This window comes from Desulfoluna sp. CLI2B, assembly GCF_056847375.1.
The window spans coordinates 5,081,429-5,096,822 of record NZ_CP186557.1; the positions used below are offsets into that span (position 1 = coordinate 5,081,429).

Annotated in this window: 13 protein-coding genes; 7 read left to right on the top strand and 6 right to left on the bottom strand. The window is 59.3% G+C overall.

The annotated features are described in order from the left end of the window. Entirely contained in the window at nt 1-1,005 is a 1,005-nt protein-coding gene (locus tag ACOYW2_RS23725) for a response regulator (protein ID WP_482420261.1), read from the bottom strand. A 446-nt stretch (nt 1,006-1,451) separates the two neighbouring features. Between ACOYW2_RS23725 and pyk the strand changes: the two genes are divergently transcribed. Then, the gene (gene pyk / locus ACOYW2_RS23730; RefSeq protein ID WP_482418324.1) at nt 1,452-2,864 is read left to right on the top strand and encodes a pyruvate kinase; all 1,413 of its coding nucleotides are present in this window, start codon (nt 1,452-1,454) and stop codon (nt 2,862-2,864) included. 355 nt (nt 2,865-3,219) lie between these two features. Here the strand turns inward: pyk and trhA are convergent, their stop codons facing one another. Then, nucleotides 3,220-3,903, bottom strand: a complete 684-nt coding sequence (gene trhA / locus ACOYW2_RS23735; protein ID WP_482768183.1) for a PAQR family membrane homeostasis protein TrhA — start codon at nt 3,901-3,903, stop codon at nt 3,220-3,222. Nucleotides 3,904-4,387: 484 nt separating this feature from the next. After that, on the bottom strand, nt 4,388-5,125 hold the full coding sequence (gene ubiE / locus ACOYW2_RS23740; protein ID WP_482420263.1) for a bifunctional demethylmenaquinone methyltransferase/2-methoxy-6-polyprenyl-1,4-benzoquinol methylase UbiE: 738 nt from the start codon (nt 5,123-5,125) through the stop codon (nt 4,388-4,390). Between the two features lie 236 nt (nt 5,126-5,361). Here ubiE and dnaJ point away from each other — a divergent pair, with 236 nt between their 5' ends. The 6 genes from dnaJ (at nt 5,362) to ACOYW2_RS23770 (ending at nt 11,622) form a co-directional block, all read left to right on the top strand. Further along, entirely contained in the window at nt 5,362-6,477 is a 1,116-nt protein-coding gene (gene dnaJ / locus ACOYW2_RS23745) for a molecular chaperone DnaJ (RefSeq protein ID WP_180137708.1), read from the top strand. Between the two features lie 14 nt (nt 6,478-6,491). Then, nucleotides 6,492-6,863: a 6-carboxytetrahydropterin synthase QueD gene (gene queD, locus ACOYW2_RS23750; protein ID WP_482768184.1), complete on the top strand. Its 372-nt coding sequence runs from the start codon at nt 6,492-6,494 to the stop codon at nt 6,861-6,863. A gap of 25 nt (nt 6,864-6,888) precedes the next feature. Continuing rightward, entirely contained in the window at nt 6,889-7,644 is a 756-nt protein-coding gene (gene hisA / locus ACOYW2_RS23755) for a phosphoribosylformimino-5-aminoimidazole carboxamide ribotide isomerase (protein ID WP_482768185.1), read from the top strand. A gap of 289 nt (nt 7,645-7,933) precedes the next feature. After that, nucleotides 7,934-8,827: an acyltransferase gene (locus ACOYW2_RS23760; protein WP_482768186.1), complete on the top strand. Its 894-nt coding sequence runs from the start codon at nt 7,934-7,936 to the stop codon at nt 8,825-8,827. Between the two features lie 546 nt (nt 8,828-9,373). After that, nucleotides 9,374-10,213, top strand: coding sequence for an MBL fold metallo-hydrolase (locus tag ACOYW2_RS23765; RefSeq protein WP_482768187.1), 840 nt, complete (start codon nt 9,374-9,376; stop codon nt 10,211-10,213). A gap of 407 nt (nt 10,214-10,620) precedes the next feature. Next, on the top strand, nt 10,621-11,622 hold the full coding sequence (locus tag ACOYW2_RS23770) for an MBL fold metallo-hydrolase (protein WP_482768188.1): 1,002 nt from the start codon (nt 10,621-10,623) through the stop codon (nt 11,620-11,622). A 435-nt stretch (nt 11,623-12,057) separates the two neighbouring features. Here ACOYW2_RS23770 and ACOYW2_RS23775 read toward each other — a convergent pair whose 3' ends face one another. From ACOYW2_RS23775 to ACOYW2_RS23785, 3 genes are all read right to left on the bottom strand, one after another. After that, nucleotides 12,058-12,678: a 2-oxoacid:acceptor oxidoreductase family protein gene (locus ACOYW2_RS23775; RefSeq protein WP_482768189.1), complete on the bottom strand. Its 621-nt coding sequence runs from the start codon at nt 12,676-12,678 to the stop codon at nt 12,058-12,060. Between the two features lie 417 nt (nt 12,679-13,095). After that, complete coding sequence (locus ACOYW2_RS23780; protein WP_482768190.1) at nt 13,096-15,036, bottom strand: thiamine pyrophosphate-dependent enzyme; 1,941 nt, start codon at nt 15,034-15,036, stop codon at nt 13,096-13,098. Next, complete coding sequence (locus tag ACOYW2_RS23785) at nt 15,033-15,362, bottom strand: Coenzyme F420 hydrogenase/dehydrogenase, beta subunit C-terminal domain (protein WP_482768191.1); 330 nt, start codon at nt 15,360-15,362, stop codon at nt 15,033-15,035. Before ACOYW2_RS23785 ends, ACOYW2_RS23780 begins: the two co-directional genes overlap by 4 nt. Nucleotides 15,363-15,394: the final 32 nt, after the last annotated feature.

The following is a 15,394-nucleotide window of genomic DNA, read 5'->3' on the forward strand; positions in this document are numbered from 1 at the left end:
TTACATGCCCCGGCCCTGACTCTTCACGATGGCCTGGAACGTCTCTTCCAGCGCCAGGAAGGCCTCCACCACATAAGGGTCAAACTGGGTGCCGTCCCCTTCCATGATGAGGTTTTTGGCCACATCGTGGCTGTAGGCAGGCTTGTACACCCGCTTGGAGATAAGGGCGTCGTAGACGTCGGCAAGGCTGAAGATACGTGCAGCCAGGGGAATGTCCCGCCCTTTGAGGCCCCTTGGGTAACCGGTGCCGTCAAAGCGTTCATGGTGACACAGGGCGATATCCCGGGCGACTGAGAAAATAAGGTGCGGGCGATCCTTATACCAAAGGTTAAGGGTGGCGGCCCCTTCGGTGGTATGGCGTTTCATGATCTCAAACTCCGCATCGGTGAGACGCCCGGGTTTGAGGAGCACGTAATCGGGTATGGCCACCTTGCCGATATCGTGCAGGGGGGTGGTGAGGTACATGTTCTCAATAAAGGCGGTGTCGATCTCCCCGCTTAACGGCCCTTCGGCACCCATGCGAACGGCCAGGGCACGGGAGAACCCCCGCACCCGTTCCAGGTGGGCCCCGGTTTCCGGATCCCGGGACTCGGCCAGCTTGGCCAGGGCAAAAATCGTCATGTTGCTCGCCTCAAGGGACATGAGACGCAATCCGGAGCGCAACCTCACCTCCAGCTCCGCGGGATGAAAAGGCTTGGACATAAAGTCGTCGGCCCCGGCCTCCAGCCCCTCCACCACGTTGGCCGTGCCCCCGCGGCTGGTAACCATGATGATGTAGACATAGTGCCCGATGCTGTCCTGGCGGATGCGCCGGGTCAACTCCAGCCCGTCCATGTCCGGCATCTCCCAATCGGTAATCACAATGCGGCACTCCCCATGGTCCCGAAGGTAGGACAGGGCCTCACTCCCGTTCTCGCGCACAGCCACCTCATACCCCGTACGGTTCAACGCCTCTTTCAGAAGTTCCACGGAGAGGATCTCGTCATCCACGACCAGTACATTCATCGGCTTGTCTCTCTGATGGGTTGTTGTAAGTGAAAGCTGAGCCCCAAAGGCGGCGCTTGCAGCCGGGGGCCTGGGTGTCGGATTGTGTCTGGAGGGGCTGCCGTGCAGGCGGGGTGTGCCGAAGGCCTGGGGGCACGAGGGGAAAAAAGAGGAATACCCGTCTGAACGATACCTGTTTTTTTACTCTACCACAAAACAGCGGTTACCCATAGGGTAATCAACGGGTTACCACCGCCTGCGCGCCCCTCCGATGACCCGGGCTCAACCCGGATGATCCCTGGGGGAGCCGGGAAGAAAGAACCGTTTTCATTTGATAACGCTTCCTGTAGAGTAACCTAAGGAATCAAGGCAGCCGCAGCCTCGCCCTGCCCCGGCAATGCCGCGGGCACGACGCGGGACGCCTCGGATTGCGGCAAAACCCAGATGACGGACAAGGCGGGTAACCTGTGCAAAAAAAGACAAAAATCGTAGCAACGATCTCCAACTTGAAATGTGATGTGGACTTTTTACGTGAGCTCTACGACGCCGGGATGAACGTGGTGCGCCTCAACACGGCCCACATGACCACGGACGACGCCCAAAAGGTCATCGACAACGTCCGGGCCGTTTCCGAGAACCTGGCCATCATGGTGGACACCAAGGGGCCGGAGATCCGAACCGTGGCCATGGACGAAGGCCTGCCCGTCATCGCAGGCGATCTCATCGACGTGCGGGGTGATGCAAGCGGCACCTCAAAGCCCGGCCTTCTTTGCGTCTCGTACAACGACCTGGCCGCAGACGTCCCCGTGGGAAGCCAGCTCCTCATCGATGACGGTGACATCGCCCTGGCCGTCACCGGCAAAACCGACACCACCCTCCACTGCACCGTGGAAAACGACGGCACCATCAAAGGGCGCAAGAGCATCAACATCCCGGATGTCACCATCAACCTGCCCGCCCTCACCGAAAAAGACATCGCCTTTGTCAAGTACTCCGCAGAACAGGACGTGGACTTCATCGCCCACTCCTTTGTCCGTAAAAAAGAGGACGTTCAGGCCGTTCAGGAGATCCTCGATGCCATGGACAGCGACGTCAAAATCATCGCCAAAATCGAAAACCAGGAGGGGCTGGACAACATCGACGAGATCCTGGACCACGCCTTCGGCGCCATGATCGCCAGGGGGGACCTGGCCATCGAGATCCCGGCCGAGCGCATTCCCCTCATCCAGAAGCGCCTCGTTAAAAAGTGCGTGGAGAAGAGAAAACCGGTCATCATCGCCACCCAGATGCTCCACTCCATGATTCACGCCCCGCGTCCCACCAGGGCCGAAGTCTCGGACGTTGGCAACGCCTGCCTGGACGGCACCGACGCCATCATGCTCTCCGGTGAAACCGCCAACGGCAAGTACCCGGTGGAGGCGGTCCAGACCATGGCCCGCATCGCCCTGGAGGTGGAGGAGAGCCGCAGCACCTTCAACGACACCCCCTACACACCGGAAAGTATCACCACAGACTACCTCACCAAGGCCGCGGTGAAGGCTGCCCTGCGCCTTCCCACCAAAGCCATCGTGGCCGATACCCTCACCGGGCGCACCATCAGGGGCCTGGCCGCTTACCGTGGGGAAAACCCCATCTACGCCCAGTGCTACAGCAAGCGGGTGATGCGGGAACTCGCCCTCTCCTTCGGGGTCCTCGGGAGCTACATGAAGCTCAACCAGACCACCAACGAGTTCCTCCACGAAGCCCTCACCCGCCTCCTGTCCAGGGGCTCCTTCAGCCAGGAGGACCTCATTGTCGTCCTGGCCGGTCACTTCGGTGCGGCAAACGGCGCCTCCTTCGTGGAGATCAGCACCGCCCAGAACCTGTTGAGCAGGGGATAATCCCCAGGTTCGCACATGCTCCGGGCCTTCGGCCCTTCTCATTTTTCTGACGGGCTTCGCCCGTGAGAATCACACCAAACACAAAGAGCCATGGGACGTCCTTCCCATGGCTCTTTGTGTTTGGTTGTAAGTAACTATTCAGCTCAAAAAAACAGCCTCCGGCGGCAAGGTGTGCCACCTTGAAAGCAGATAGCAGATGTGTTTTGCCCCTCGTTCCCCGGGTCAAATCACATCTGCCTTTAAAGTAAAAATTCACTCAAAAAGATTTTTTAAAACCTGTTTGTTAAACCCGCCTTTATAAAATCAGGCAAACGTTTAGCCCCCGGCAGGGCCGCCGGAGGCATAAGCTGAATAGTTACGGTTGTAAAACGGATAAATGATCAGCCCCTTTCAGCTGAAAACGGGGATCACATAGAAGAGTACGGCGGACGATGCCTGTCAGCACGAAAAGGTGCCAGATGGCATGGTTGAAGGGGAGTTTCTCCCAGGCATAGAAGACGATGCCGAAGGTATAGGCGAGACCTCCGAGAATCAAAAAAATAAGCCCCCCCGTGGGCAACGAGGAGAGAAGCGGTTTGACGACCACCACCACCGACCACCCCATCCCTGCATAGAGCCCGAGGGAAAGGGCCTCCCAGCGATGGATGGAGATGATCTTCAAGACAATGCCCACAAGGGCTGCACCCCAGACGGCCCCGAAGAGAACCCAGCCCCAGGCGCCGCGAAGGCTCACCAGGGTAAAAGGGGTGTAGGTGCCTGCGATGAGAAGATAAATGGCGGAGTGGTCAAAAACCCGAAACACGGATTTCAAGCGGGGAACGGTGACGCTGTGGTAGAGGGTGGAAAAGGTATAGAGCAGAACAAGAGCCGCCCCGAAGACGCTGCAGCCGACGATATGCCAGGCATCCCCGTAAAGGGCGGCGAAGGTGGTCATGATGCACAACGCCGAGATCCCGAAAAGAATCCCCACGCCGTGGGTAATGCTGTTGGCGAGCTCCTCGCCGGCACTGTAGCAGGGCAACGCCGCAACTGCACTCATTGTCTCCTCCCGATAAAATCCTTGGGGCAGGTGTAACCTGTTAAATCAATGGGAAAGATTACACCCTGGCCCGATTTATCGCAAGAAAAAATGCCCCGGAGAAAACAGGGTAACTGTTCAGCTCAAAAAAAGAGCCTCCGGCGGCAAGGTGGGGGCACCTTGAAACCCTGAGGCGAATGCATGGAGGCAGCCATTCTGCCTGCGTTATCGTTGCATTCGCGTGATGTGCGACATCTGGCAACCGTCTTTGCAGGGGAGGTCCATTTCATTCTTCTAATAACACGATGAAGAACCTTTGGGATTCGCTTGAGGTTAACCGGAATAATCACGTGCCATGGCCGCCCTCAAAAGCCGAGGTGTGCAGGAGTGGTGGCCTCAGTGGACACGCTGGCATTAGCGCATGAAAAGATCCATGCAAATTTGTTTGTATTACTGACAGCGGAGCCCTTGGAGATAAACACTGTGAGAGCCTTTGGCTGACATTTCAACCCCAGGCAGCAAGGTCTTTTCCACTCCCTGTGAAGGGTGGCTGGAGCTTCTCCCAAAGGTTGATGGGGAGGGGTGGATCTTGTAGGAACCCGGCCTCGGCCATGATGGCCTTGAACTCCTCGTGGCTGGGGAACTTGAGGACCGACTCGGGCAGGTAGGTGTAGGCCCCCCTGTTTTTGGAAAAGAGCCCGCCGATGACGGGAAGGATTTTCTGAAAATAGAGAAGGTAAAGACTTTTCAGGACCTTGTTGGTGGGAGTGGTGAGCTCCAGAACAGCCACACGCCCCTCCTTTTTAAGGCAGCGGTGGAACTCGGTGAGGGCACCCTTGCGGTCCATGATGTTGCGGATACCGAAGGCGATGGTCACGGCGTCAAAAGCATCGTCAAAGCTGGGCAGGGCCAGGCCGTTGCCCTGGGCCAGGGCGATGGCCTTTCCGTGGGGCTCTTCCGCCACCTTGGCCTTGCCCAAAGCCAGCATGTTGAAGGAGAAATCCGTGGCCACCACGGAAAGGCGCCCCTGGGTCCTTCGTACCGCTTCGATGGCCATGTCGCAGGTGCCGCAGGCCACGTCGAGCATTTTTTTTCCGCGTCCGTTGCCAAGCTTGAGAGAGGCAATGGCCCTGCGCCTCCAGATCACGTCCTGGTACAGGCTCAGGCTCCGATTCAACACATCGTACTTCGGGGCAATGGCGTCAAACATCTCCCGAATGAAGGGCAGCTCTACATTATTCATTGACAACACCAAATTCTGATTTAATTTAGTCCATGGTTCTGCCGACATGGGAGGGGTGCGCCCTGTATGAACGTCACCTGATGGTGGCGGAACCACGCCGACGGCCGAGCCCCATATTCCGGGCAGCCTAAAGGGATGACCCCGCGCCCGCAAAGGGCGTATCGCAGGACCAAGCCATCGAAATTATCACAATTGGTCAACCGTGACAACCTGTTGGAAGCGTATCGGAAATATACATGACGACGAAAAGAGACTACTACGAAATCCTCGACGTCGATCGCGAGGCAAGTGCCGAAGAGCTGAAAAAGAAATACCGCAAGCTGGCACTGAAATACCACCCCGACCGAAACCCCGGGGACAAGGAAGCCGAGGATAAATTCAAAGAGGCGGCCGAAGCCTACGACGTCCTCACCGACCCCAAAAAACGCCAGATCTACGACCAGTACGGCCACCAGGGCCTTGAAGGCAACGGCTTCTCCGGCTCCGGCGGGTTTGACGACATCTTCTCCAGCTTCGGCGACATCTTCGAAGACTTCTTCGGCATGGGCGGCGGAGGCCGGGGACGCGGACGCGGCAGGAGCCGGGTCCAGCGCGGGGCCGACCTGCGTTACGACCTCACCATCGATTTTGAAGAGGCCGCCTTCGGCACGGAAAAAGAGATCAAGCTGGACAAGCGCCAGACCTGCACCACCTGTGAAGGCAACGGCTGCAAGCCCGGCACCGAACCCGAGGTCTGCCATCTCTGCAAGGGCACGGGCCAGCACACCCAGAGCCAGGGATTTTTCACGGTGCGCTCCACCTGTCCGGCCTGCCAGGGCCGCGGCAAAACCATCAAGACCCCCTGCCCCGACTGCAACGGCCGCGGCCAGGTGGCCGTGAGCAAGACCGTCTCCCTGAAGATCCCGGCCGGCGTCGACACCGACTCCCGCCTGCGCCTCACCAGCGAAGGGGAAGCCAGCCCCAACGGCGGCCCCGCAGGGGACCTCTACGTCTTCATCTCCGTGCGCCCCCACAAGCACTTCCAGCGCAACGGCAACGACATCATCTGCCTGGTGGAGATCTCCTTTATCCAGGCGGCCCTTGGAGCCACCATCACCATCCCCACCCTGGAAGGCGAAGAGTCCCTCAAGATCCCGGCAGGGACCCAGTACGCCGAGACCTTCCGCTTCCCCGGCAAAGGCATTCCGTCCCTGCGGGGCGGCAGGCCCGGGGACCAGATCATCCAGGTGGAGATCACCACCCCCAAGAAAATCTCCAAAAAGCAGGAGAAGCTCCTCCGGGAATTTGAAAAGCTCGATTCGGAAAAGTTCACCAACAGGCTGAAGAACCTCCTCAAGGGGTCTGGCTACTAAACGAAGGAGAGCCCATGTTTGAATTGAAAGTCACCACCCGTTTTGCCGCTGCCCACCGCCTCACCATGGTGGGCGAACAGTGTGAGAACCTCCATGGCCACAACTGGCACGTGGAAGTGTACGTTCAGGGAGAAAAGCTGGACAAGGGCGGGGTCCTCATGGACTTCGGCATCGTCAAAAAAGAGCTGAAAGAGGTGATAGGTACCCTGGATCACACCTACCTGAATGAGTCGGACATCTTCAAGGACGCGCCCCCCTCCTCCGAGCACATTGCCATGTACATCGCAAAAGAGCTCGACCGCAGAATCGACGTGGACGGGGTCAAGGTCTCCCGTGTCTCGGCCTGGGAATCTGAAAACTCCTGCGCCACCTACATCGCCGACTGATCGCACCCCAACGGGACAGGAGACCATGAAATTCAGACCGTGCATCGACCTCCACCAGGGGGTCGTCAAACAGATCGTGGGCGGCACGTTGACCGACTCGGACGAGTCGCCCACCACCAACTTTTCCGCCACCCGGCCCGCCTCCTGGTTTGCCGAGCTCTACCGCAAGGACAACCTCACCGGCGGCCACGTCATCCAGCTGGGCCCGGGCAACAAAGAGGCGGCCTGCGGTGCCCTTGCCGCCTGGCCCGACGGCTTGCAGGTGGGCGGCGGCATCACCTGCGACAACGCTGTCTCCTGGTCTACTGGGGCTGCAGCCGTCATCGTCACCTCCCACGTCTTCCACGACGGCCGCATCGACGAAGAGCGCCTGGCCAAACTGGTCAAGACCGTGGGCAAAGAGCGACTCGTCCTGGACCTGAGCTGCCGGCGCAGCGACGAAGGCTACCGCATCGTCACCGACCGCTGGCAAACCTGGACCGATGAGGTGATCACCCTCCCCCTGCTGGACCGCCTGGCAGACTCCTGCCATGAGTTCCTCATCCACGGCGTGGACGTGGAGGGCATGGTCTCGGGCATTGAAGAGCCCCTGGTGGAACTCCTTGGGAAATGGGGGAAACGCCCCGTCACCTACGCCGGGGGAATCCGCTCCCTGTCGGACATCGAGACCATCGACACCCTGGGCAACGGGGCCATCGACTTCACCGTGGGAAGCGCCCTGGACATCTTCGGAGGCGACGCCCTGGCCTACGAGACCCTGAGCCAGCGCTACAGCGGCTGACACATCTTTGTACAAATCGTGCAAACCAACCTGCTTGGTTTGCACACCCCATTCCCCTTTCCGTCCCGAAACCAGCCGTCACCCCATCGTGAACCCCCTGCATTTCCGAAGCATCCCACCGACACACGCACCAGGCACAAAGCTTGCATAAACCTGTTGCCGAACCCCGGTCGGTCAGCCTGCACCACAGGCCCGTCCGCGCCATCACCGGACCCGTCACGCATGGGCGAACGAGGTGTCCGAAACCGGCCTGTCACCAAGGCCCTCAACCCCACGGAGGTCACCGACCATGAGATCCATTCTGCCCGGCCCCATCAGGGGGGTCCTCGCTTTTCTGCTTTATTTCCTCAACTCCATTGTCACCATTGTGCCCCTGGTGACCGTTGCCATCACCAAGCTGGTGATCCCCTTCTCCTTCTGGCAACGAGCCTCCCGGAAAATCCTGGATATGCTGGCCACAAACTGGATCGACGTCAACACCTTCAACATGCGGCTCATGCAGAACATCGACCTGGAAGTCACCGGAACCGAAGGCCTTAAACGGGACATGTGGTACCTTGTCATCAGCAACCACCAGAGCTGGGTGGACATCCTCATCCTCCAGAGGGTCCTCAACCGCAAAATCCCCTTTCTGAAGTTTTTCCTCAAAAAGGAGCTCATCTGGGTCCCCATCATGGGCCTCGCCTGGTGGGCCATGGATTTTCCCTTTATGAAGCGCTACTCCAAAGAGCAGCTCAAAAAACACCCCCACCTCAAGGGAAAAGACATCGAGGTCACCCGAAAGGCCTGCGAAAAATACAAAACCATCCCGGTCTCCATCGTCAACTTCGTGGAGGGGACCCGCTTCACCCCGGGCAAACACACCCGGCAAAGCTCCCCCTTCACCCACCTGCTCAAACCCAAAGCCGGGGGCGTCGCCTTTGTCCTGGGTTCCATGGGCGAGCTTATGACCGGCATCGTCAACGTCACCATCGTCTACCCCAACGGGACCAAGAGCTTCTGGGAATACCTCTGCGGTAAGATCGACGCCGTCAAGGTCCACGTGGAGCTCATGGAGGTCACCGACGACATCATCGGCTCCTACGAGAACGATCCCGACTTCCGCGCCCACTTCCAGACCTGGATCAACGGCGTCTGGGAAGCAAAAGACCGACGCATCGACCAACTGCGTAAGGCTGCATAAAAACCGAGATGCCTCCGGTGGCCCTGCCGGGGGCCAAACTTTTGCCCGATTTTATGAGTCGGGTTCGACAAACAGGTGTTAAGCAAGTCTTTCCAGGCTCCGCCGAAATAATTTCCACTTTTTGCATTACAAAAGTTTTTTGCGGAGCTTTTTTTCAAAAAAGCGACCCGCCGGAGGCAAGCTGAATAGTTACTGCCGTTTTAAATGCAGATGTGATTTGACCCGAGGAACGAGGGGCAAATCACATCTGCTGTCAGCTTTCAAGGTGGCACACCTTGCCGCCGGAGGCTGTTTTTTGGAGCTGAACAGTTACGGGATTTTTTCCATCCTGACGTCCCCCATGGCCACATGCCACGCCCCATTCTCCTCAGACCCATCCAACACTCTGCCTCCACAGCCGGCCGACGCTCCTCGCCCAGCCCCCCTGAGGTAACATTATCTATGGCTCATATTCAGCTATTTACAGGCTAAATCAAGTAGGATACGGTTTTTCAGGACGGACCGGAAGGTGATGTGGAGCAACTCTTTTTACCGGGGAGACAAACGATGGAGTTCGGTGGTTACAGGTGTCATGGGGTGGAAATGTGCGATTTTCTTCTGGACGGAGGCGCCATGTTCGGGGTGGTGCCCAAGCCCCTCTGGGAAAAAAAGATCGCCTCGGACGACAAAAACCGCATCCCGCTCAAGGCGCGGTCCCTGCTCCTTCGCGGCAACGGCCGCAACATCCTGGTGGACACCGGCTGCGGCACGAAGTTCAGTGACAAAGAGCTTGCCATCTACGGGGTCACGTCCACCCGCAGCCCGGACCAAGCGCTGAGCGACTTCGGCCTCTCCACGGCGGAGATCACCGACGTCATCCTCACCCACCTTCACTTCGACCACGCAGGGGGCACCACCTTTCTCAAGGACGGCAAGGCAGTCCCCACCTTTCCCAACGCCACCTACTACACCCAGAAACGCCAGCTCAACTGGGCCAAGCACCCCACCTTGAGGGATCGGGCCAGCTTTTTTGCCGAGAACTGGGCACCCATGGAAGAAAGCGGGCAACTCACGGTCCTGGACGGCAACACCCTGCCCATCGACGGTATCGACCTGCTCTTCTCCGACGGCCACACCTGCGGCCAGCAGCTCCCCCTCATCCACGACGAGGAGGGCGCCCTGCTCTACTGCGGCGACCTGATCCCCACCTCGGCCCATATCCCGGTCCCCTGGCACATGGGCTACGACAACCAGCCCCTGCTCATCATGTCCGAAAAGGAGAACGTCCTCAAACAGGCCGTGGCCGGTAACTGGACCCTCTTTTTCGAACACGACCCCGCCATCGCCGCGGCCACCGTCAAAGAGGGCCGCAAAGGGATTGAAAAGGATCGGGTCGTAAAAATATAAAAACAGAGGTAACGATTCAGCCCCAAGAAGCCTCCGGCGGCCCTGCCGGGGGCCAAACTTTTATAAAGTTTGACAAACAGGTTTTTAAATCTCCCAACACCTTGGAAGTAGTCCGGTTAAAACTGATTATCAACGGGTTACGATAACGCATCCTGGTCCTCCAAGGTTTGTGGGATAGTTTGTACAATCCACCAGCTTACGTATCGGGCGAAGCCCGGGCCGAAGGCGCGTGCGCATTTTTCTGAGGAACGAAGGAAAATGCGCACGCGCAATCAGCTTTCGCGGTGGCTCCACCTCGCCGCCGGAGGCTGTTTTTTGAAGCTGAATAATCACAAAACAAACTGCTTTACCACGGACGTATACCTTACGCGTCATTGTTAAACCCCACACCAGCCCCGGAGGCGCCCATGCTCACCTTCATGCTCACGGTTATGATCATCCTCGCCCTGATCCTCCTTACCCCCCTGGCCCTGCTCAAGATCAAGCTCGCCCGCGGCATCAAGCGGCAGCAGATAGAAAATGCCGCGTACCGGGCACCAAAGCTCGACGCTTCCAATGGGGTCTCCTCCCTCACCGTACTGCCCCTGGTGGACTACCACGCAGCCGAGCCTGGTCTTGCCACCGAAGCCGGGGTCTCCTACCTCGTCACGGCAGGGGACACGAAGATCCTCCTGGACGTGGGCGCCAATGAAAAGGGGGAGCACCCCTCTCCCCTGCTGGCCAATGCCGAAGCCCTCGGTGTGGATTTAAACACCCTCGACGCCCTGGTCCTCAGCCACCTCCACCGGGACCACGTGGGGGGCATCCCCGAAGAGAAGGAGAAACGGTTCTCTTTTTCCCAAGGGCCCTTTTCCATGGCCGACCTCCCTGTCTACACCCCGGAGCCCCTCACCGGTCACCTGCCCGAGGGGTGCCGTCCCGTCACCGTCACCGAACCCCGGGAGATCGCGCCGGGGGTCTGGTCCCTGGGCCCCATGGGCCGGTCCCTGTTTTTCATGGGCTATACCCTGGAACAGGCCCTGGCCGTCCACGTTAAGGGCAAGGGCATGGCCCTTATTATCGGCTGCGGCCACCCCACCATTGAAGGTCTTATCGAACGCTGTGAAGCCCTTTTTCCCCACCCTGTTTTTGCTGTCATCGGCGGGCTCCACTACCCCATCCGCGGAGGACGCATCAAGGTAGGCCCAGTGAACATCCAGAAATACGTGGGCTCCGATAGAATGCCGTGGAACGGCCTCACCGAAGCCGACGTGCGAAGCGGCATCGAAACCATCAAAAAAGCAGGTGCCACCACCGTGGGCCTCTCCCCCCACGACAGCTGCGACTGGAGCCTGGACCAATTCCGAAAGGCCTTTGGCAAGGGCTATGCCGAAGTGCAGGTGGGGCGCCCCATTGCCTTGTCTCAATAGAACCCTTCAGGATTCAAAAAAACAAGCCTCCGGCGACAAGGTGTGCCGCCTTAAAAGCAGATTGCGAATGCGCTTTGATCATCGTTTGGTCCATCGGCCTGTTACCCCCCCGAACACCCTTGTGCCCTGGAGCGCCTCACTCCTGGGGCGTTGTTAAGCCGAACAATCATTTTATGCGCATAAAAAAACCGCTTGGTGAGACTTTTTTATCCACCCGGCGGCATCGGGTGACTCCAATGGAGTCACCCGGATCTTTTTTTCCCTTTTCCCATCCCTGCCCTTCAGGTCCCCAAAAAGGCCAGAAGCCCCGTTACTCATGGTTCCATAAATTATTTTTCCATCTTGGCACGGACTGTGTATTAGGTAAGAGTACTCCCACACAGGGAGTTTCTTCATCATATTCTCCTATCGTTCACAGCTTGGTGGGGGGGACGCTCAGCCGGAAACGGCCGCGACCCCCACATCAAATGCTGTGAGATTCTGAGTCAGCGTCTCCCCGTCAAACCGCTTTTCCGCAGCCCCTTCAAACAGCTCCCGTGCCAGGGGAAGTTCACCGGTTCCCGCCAGGGCACCTGCCATGATGACGTTGCCCAGTACCGGTGCTCCGATCTTGACGGATTCTTCCGTGGCATTGAGGAACCAGGCCCCCTCTGTCATCTCCAGGATCCAGCCCCTGATCTCCTCATCCGAGGGGTAACTGAGCTGCCCGGAGATCACCCCCACCGGCAAAAAAGGACGCGTGTTGGTGATCACCTTCACCTGACGGTTCCCAAAATCCTTAAGCACCCGAATCGCCTCGGAGGGCTCCATGGAGACCACCATGTGCGCCTTGCCCAACGGAATCTGCGGCGACCAGCTGCACCGGGCGGAAATGCGAAGGTGGCTCATCACCGATCCCCCACGCTGGGACGCCCCGAAGGTCTCCCCGATGGTAACAAAAAAACCCTGGGCCGCCAGCATGGAGCCGATGGTCCGCGACGTCATCACGTTTCCCTGCCCGCCCACCCCCGCAACAATCAAATTGTACGGATCATGGGGAAGTCCTCTGCCATCCATATGCTCTCCTCTGTCCGCAATACAGGTTCAAAAAAAGCCTGCCTCCGGCGGCCAGGGGATTTTTAGCCTAAGTGGCTTCGCCACCCCTGGACCCCAGGTTCGAGAATGCTCTTTCGCCTTCATTCCTCAGGCCCATCACATTCCCTGACGGGCTTCGCCCGTGCTGAGTACCGAAGGCAAAGGGCAACACCCTGGATCAGGGATCCTTAACATTCCAAAACTCCGCCTTGGAATGAAGGAATGAAACCGTAGCCACACCCTTCCAAACCTTGTGAGAATACCCGTAAAATCTCCGGTTTTGGAGGCGGGCGCAGCCCGCGGCGAACGCCTCTGCGCTTTGTCCTGAGGAACGAAGGGCAAAGCGCAGAGGCAATCAGCTTTCGAGGTGGCACACCTCGCCGCCGGAGGCACGCTTTTTCACACGCTTTCTGCCACATCCCTCCGGATGGCGCCCACAGGGCATATGTCCGCGCAGACTCCGCAGCCGGTGCAGACCACCTCATCGATGCGGGCTGTGCCTTTTTCTTTGTCCCAGACAAGGCCTGGACAGGCAAAGACCCGGGTGCAGAGGCGGTTGCATCCGCAGGTTTCTCCCAGACATGCGGACTCATCCACGCTCATCTCCCAGGCTTTGGTGCGTTTTTTTTCAGGGCTCAGGGCGCAGGCCTGCTTGAGAACCAGAACGCCCACGCCCTCCTGATCCATGAGGTCAAAGAGGGTCTCCCGGGTGGTGGCCACCTCAAAGGGATCGGCCACGCTGACGCGTGCTCCCATGGCTTTGCACACTGTGGGGATATCAATGGAGAGGGCGGGGCTTCCCATGGCATCGATGCCAAGGCCCGGATGGGGCTGGAAGCCTGTCATGGCCGTGCCGCTGTTGTCCAGGACCACGAGGGTGAGGTTGGCCCGGTGGTGGATGGCGTTGGCAAGGGGGGGAAGAATGGAGTGAAAAAAGGTGCTGTCCCCGCAGACCGAGAGCACGGGCTGGTCCATGCCAAAAGGAGAGAGCTTGCCGAACCCGCTTGCCACCCCGGTGCCGGAGCCCATGGCGTGGAGGGTCTTGAGGGTCGAGAACCCGGCCGGGAGTACGGCCATGGAGTAGCAGCCAATGTCACCACAGACAAAGCCGTTGCGGTTGTCCATGGACAGGACCGTATTGATGGACCAGAAGGAGGCACGATGGGGACAGCCCGGGCAAAAGGTGGCCTCCCGGTTGGGGGAACCCATGAAGGACACCTCGGTGGCCCGCTGGGCGTAGGCTGCTTCCAGGCCTTCATAGGGGATCTCCAAGATGGCGGACAGCGCCCCCACCACGCGGTCCGGGTTCATCTCCCCGGTGGAGGCGAGGTTCCCCTCTTTTTTACCAAAGAATTGTTTAACGCCGATCTCCCCTGCGGACTCGGCGGCCAGGATCTTGATCTCCCCTTCCAGGAACGGAAGCACCTCTTCTACCACCAGGACCTTTGCAGCAGAGGCCAGGTGTTTTTTTACCAGGGCCTCGGGCAGGGGCCAGGTGGTGCCGAGCTTAAGGATCCCCACCCTTTCTTCCGCTTTTAGAAGGCTCACGGCCTCCCTGCTGTAGAGGGCACAGACCGAACTGGTGATGATGAGCAGCTCCGGGTTCTCCGGGCCTTCGTAGGTGTTGAAGAGGGAGGTTTCAAAAAGGGCCCGGGCCTTTTCGAGTTTCTCCTGCTGCTGGCCGTGTTTCCACTCCACGGGCGGGCTCATCACCACCCCTTCCATGGGGTCGATGATAAACCCGTCGTGGGTAAATCGCGCCCTCTTCTCTGTCTCCTGCACATCTCCCATCACCACGGTGCCACTGGCATGGGAGAGCCGGGTCACGGTCCGCAGGAGCACCACGTTGCGAAGGGTTTCGGAGAGCTCAAAGGCCCAGGCCGTCATCTCCCTGGCCTCCTGGACATCACCCGGCTCCAGCAGGGGCACCTCCATGAGTTTGGCGTAGGGCCGGGTCTCCCCCTCGTTGACGCTGGATAGGGCCCCGGGATCGTCGGCGGAGACCAGCACCATGCCTCCCCGGGTACCGGAGCCCGACAAGTGGAGCAGGTAGTCTGAGGCCACGTTGAGGCCCGGCTGCTTCATCACGGCCAGGGCCCTCAGCCCGGCAAAGGAGGCGGCAGACGCCACCTCCAGGGCCACCTTCTCGTTCACCGACCACTCCACATAGAGCCCTTCGGATTCAGCCGACTCCGAAAGGGTTTCGATGATCTCAGACGACGGGGTTCCCGGGTACCCTGCGGCAACAGCCACCCCTGCCTCCAGGGCCCCACGGACAATGGCTTCGTTTCCCATGCAGAGCCGGCGGGTTCCCGGCCTCTCTTCATGCAGATGGCTCATCGCTCCTCCCTGGCGCCTGGGGTCGGTGCCCCCCGGCCCATGATCTTGTCCACGACGGCAGGGGCAAGGCGAAACATCGACGCCCCCTCCTTACTGTTGAGCCCTCCTTCGTCACGGGCCTTTCCCATGGCCCGGGCCTTTTTGACAGCTGCGGCCTCCATGAGGCGGTCTGCCTGAGCCGGGTCCACTGGCGTGGTGTCGAGGTAGCCCCTGCTGACAGCCATTTCAACCAGGGCATCCCCCACCTCGGTGCGGCAGATAAGAAGGTTCCAGGAGGTATCCCCTTCCATGGCTCCCACGGAGAGATCGGTAAACTCTGCGGTCATGTCCGGGCAGACCCGGCAGCCGTCCGGGATGG

What these genes read in the sequence shown, in the direction of transcription:
- ACOYW2_RS23725 (WP_482420261.1), bottom strand. Translation starts at nt 1,005, where the DNA reads ATGAATGTACTGGTCGTGGATGACGAGATCCTCTCCGTGGAACTTCTG.
- trhA (WP_482768183.1), bottom strand. Translation starts at nt 3,903, where the DNA reads ATGAGTGCAGTTGCGGCGTTGCCCTGCTACAGTGCCGGCGAGGAGCTC.
- ubiE (WP_482420263.1), bottom strand. Translation starts at nt 5,125, where the DNA reads ATGAATAATGTAGAGCTGCCCTTCATTCGGGAGATGTTTGACGCCATT.
- dnaJ (WP_180137708.1), top strand. Translation starts at nt 5,362, where the DNA reads ATGACGACGAAAAGAGACTACTACGAAATCCTCGACGTCGATCGCGAG.
- queD (WP_482768184.1), top strand. Translation starts at nt 6,492, where the DNA reads ATGTTTGAATTGAAAGTCACCACCCGTTTTGCCGCTGCCCACCGCCTC.
- hisA (WP_482768185.1), top strand. Translation starts at nt 6,889, where the DNA reads ATGAAATTCAGACCGTGCATCGACCTCCACCAGGGGGTCGTCAAACAG.
- ACOYW2_RS23760 (WP_482768186.1), top strand. Translation starts at nt 7,934, where the DNA reads ATGAGATCCATTCTGCCCGGCCCCATCAGGGGGGTCCTCGCTTTTCTG.
- ACOYW2_RS23765 (WP_482768187.1), top strand. Translation starts at nt 9,374, where the DNA reads ATGGAGTTCGGTGGTTACAGGTGTCATGGGGTGGAAATGTGCGATTTT.
- ACOYW2_RS23770 (WP_482768188.1), top strand. Translation starts at nt 10,621, where the DNA reads ATGCTCACCTTCATGCTCACGGTTATGATCATCCTCGCCCTGATCCTC.
- ACOYW2_RS23775 (WP_482768189.1), bottom strand. Translation starts at nt 12,678, where the DNA reads ATGGATGGCAGAGGACTTCCCCATGATCCGTACAATTTGATTGTTGCG.
- ACOYW2_RS23780 (WP_482768190.1), bottom strand. Translation starts at nt 15,036, where the DNA reads ATGAGCCATCTGCATGAAGAGAGGCCGGGAACCCGCCGGCTCTGCATG.
- ACOYW2_RS23785 (WP_482768191.1), bottom strand. Translation starts at nt 15,362, where the DNA reads ATGACCGCAGAGTTTACCGATCTCTCCGTGGGAGCCATGGAAGGGGAT.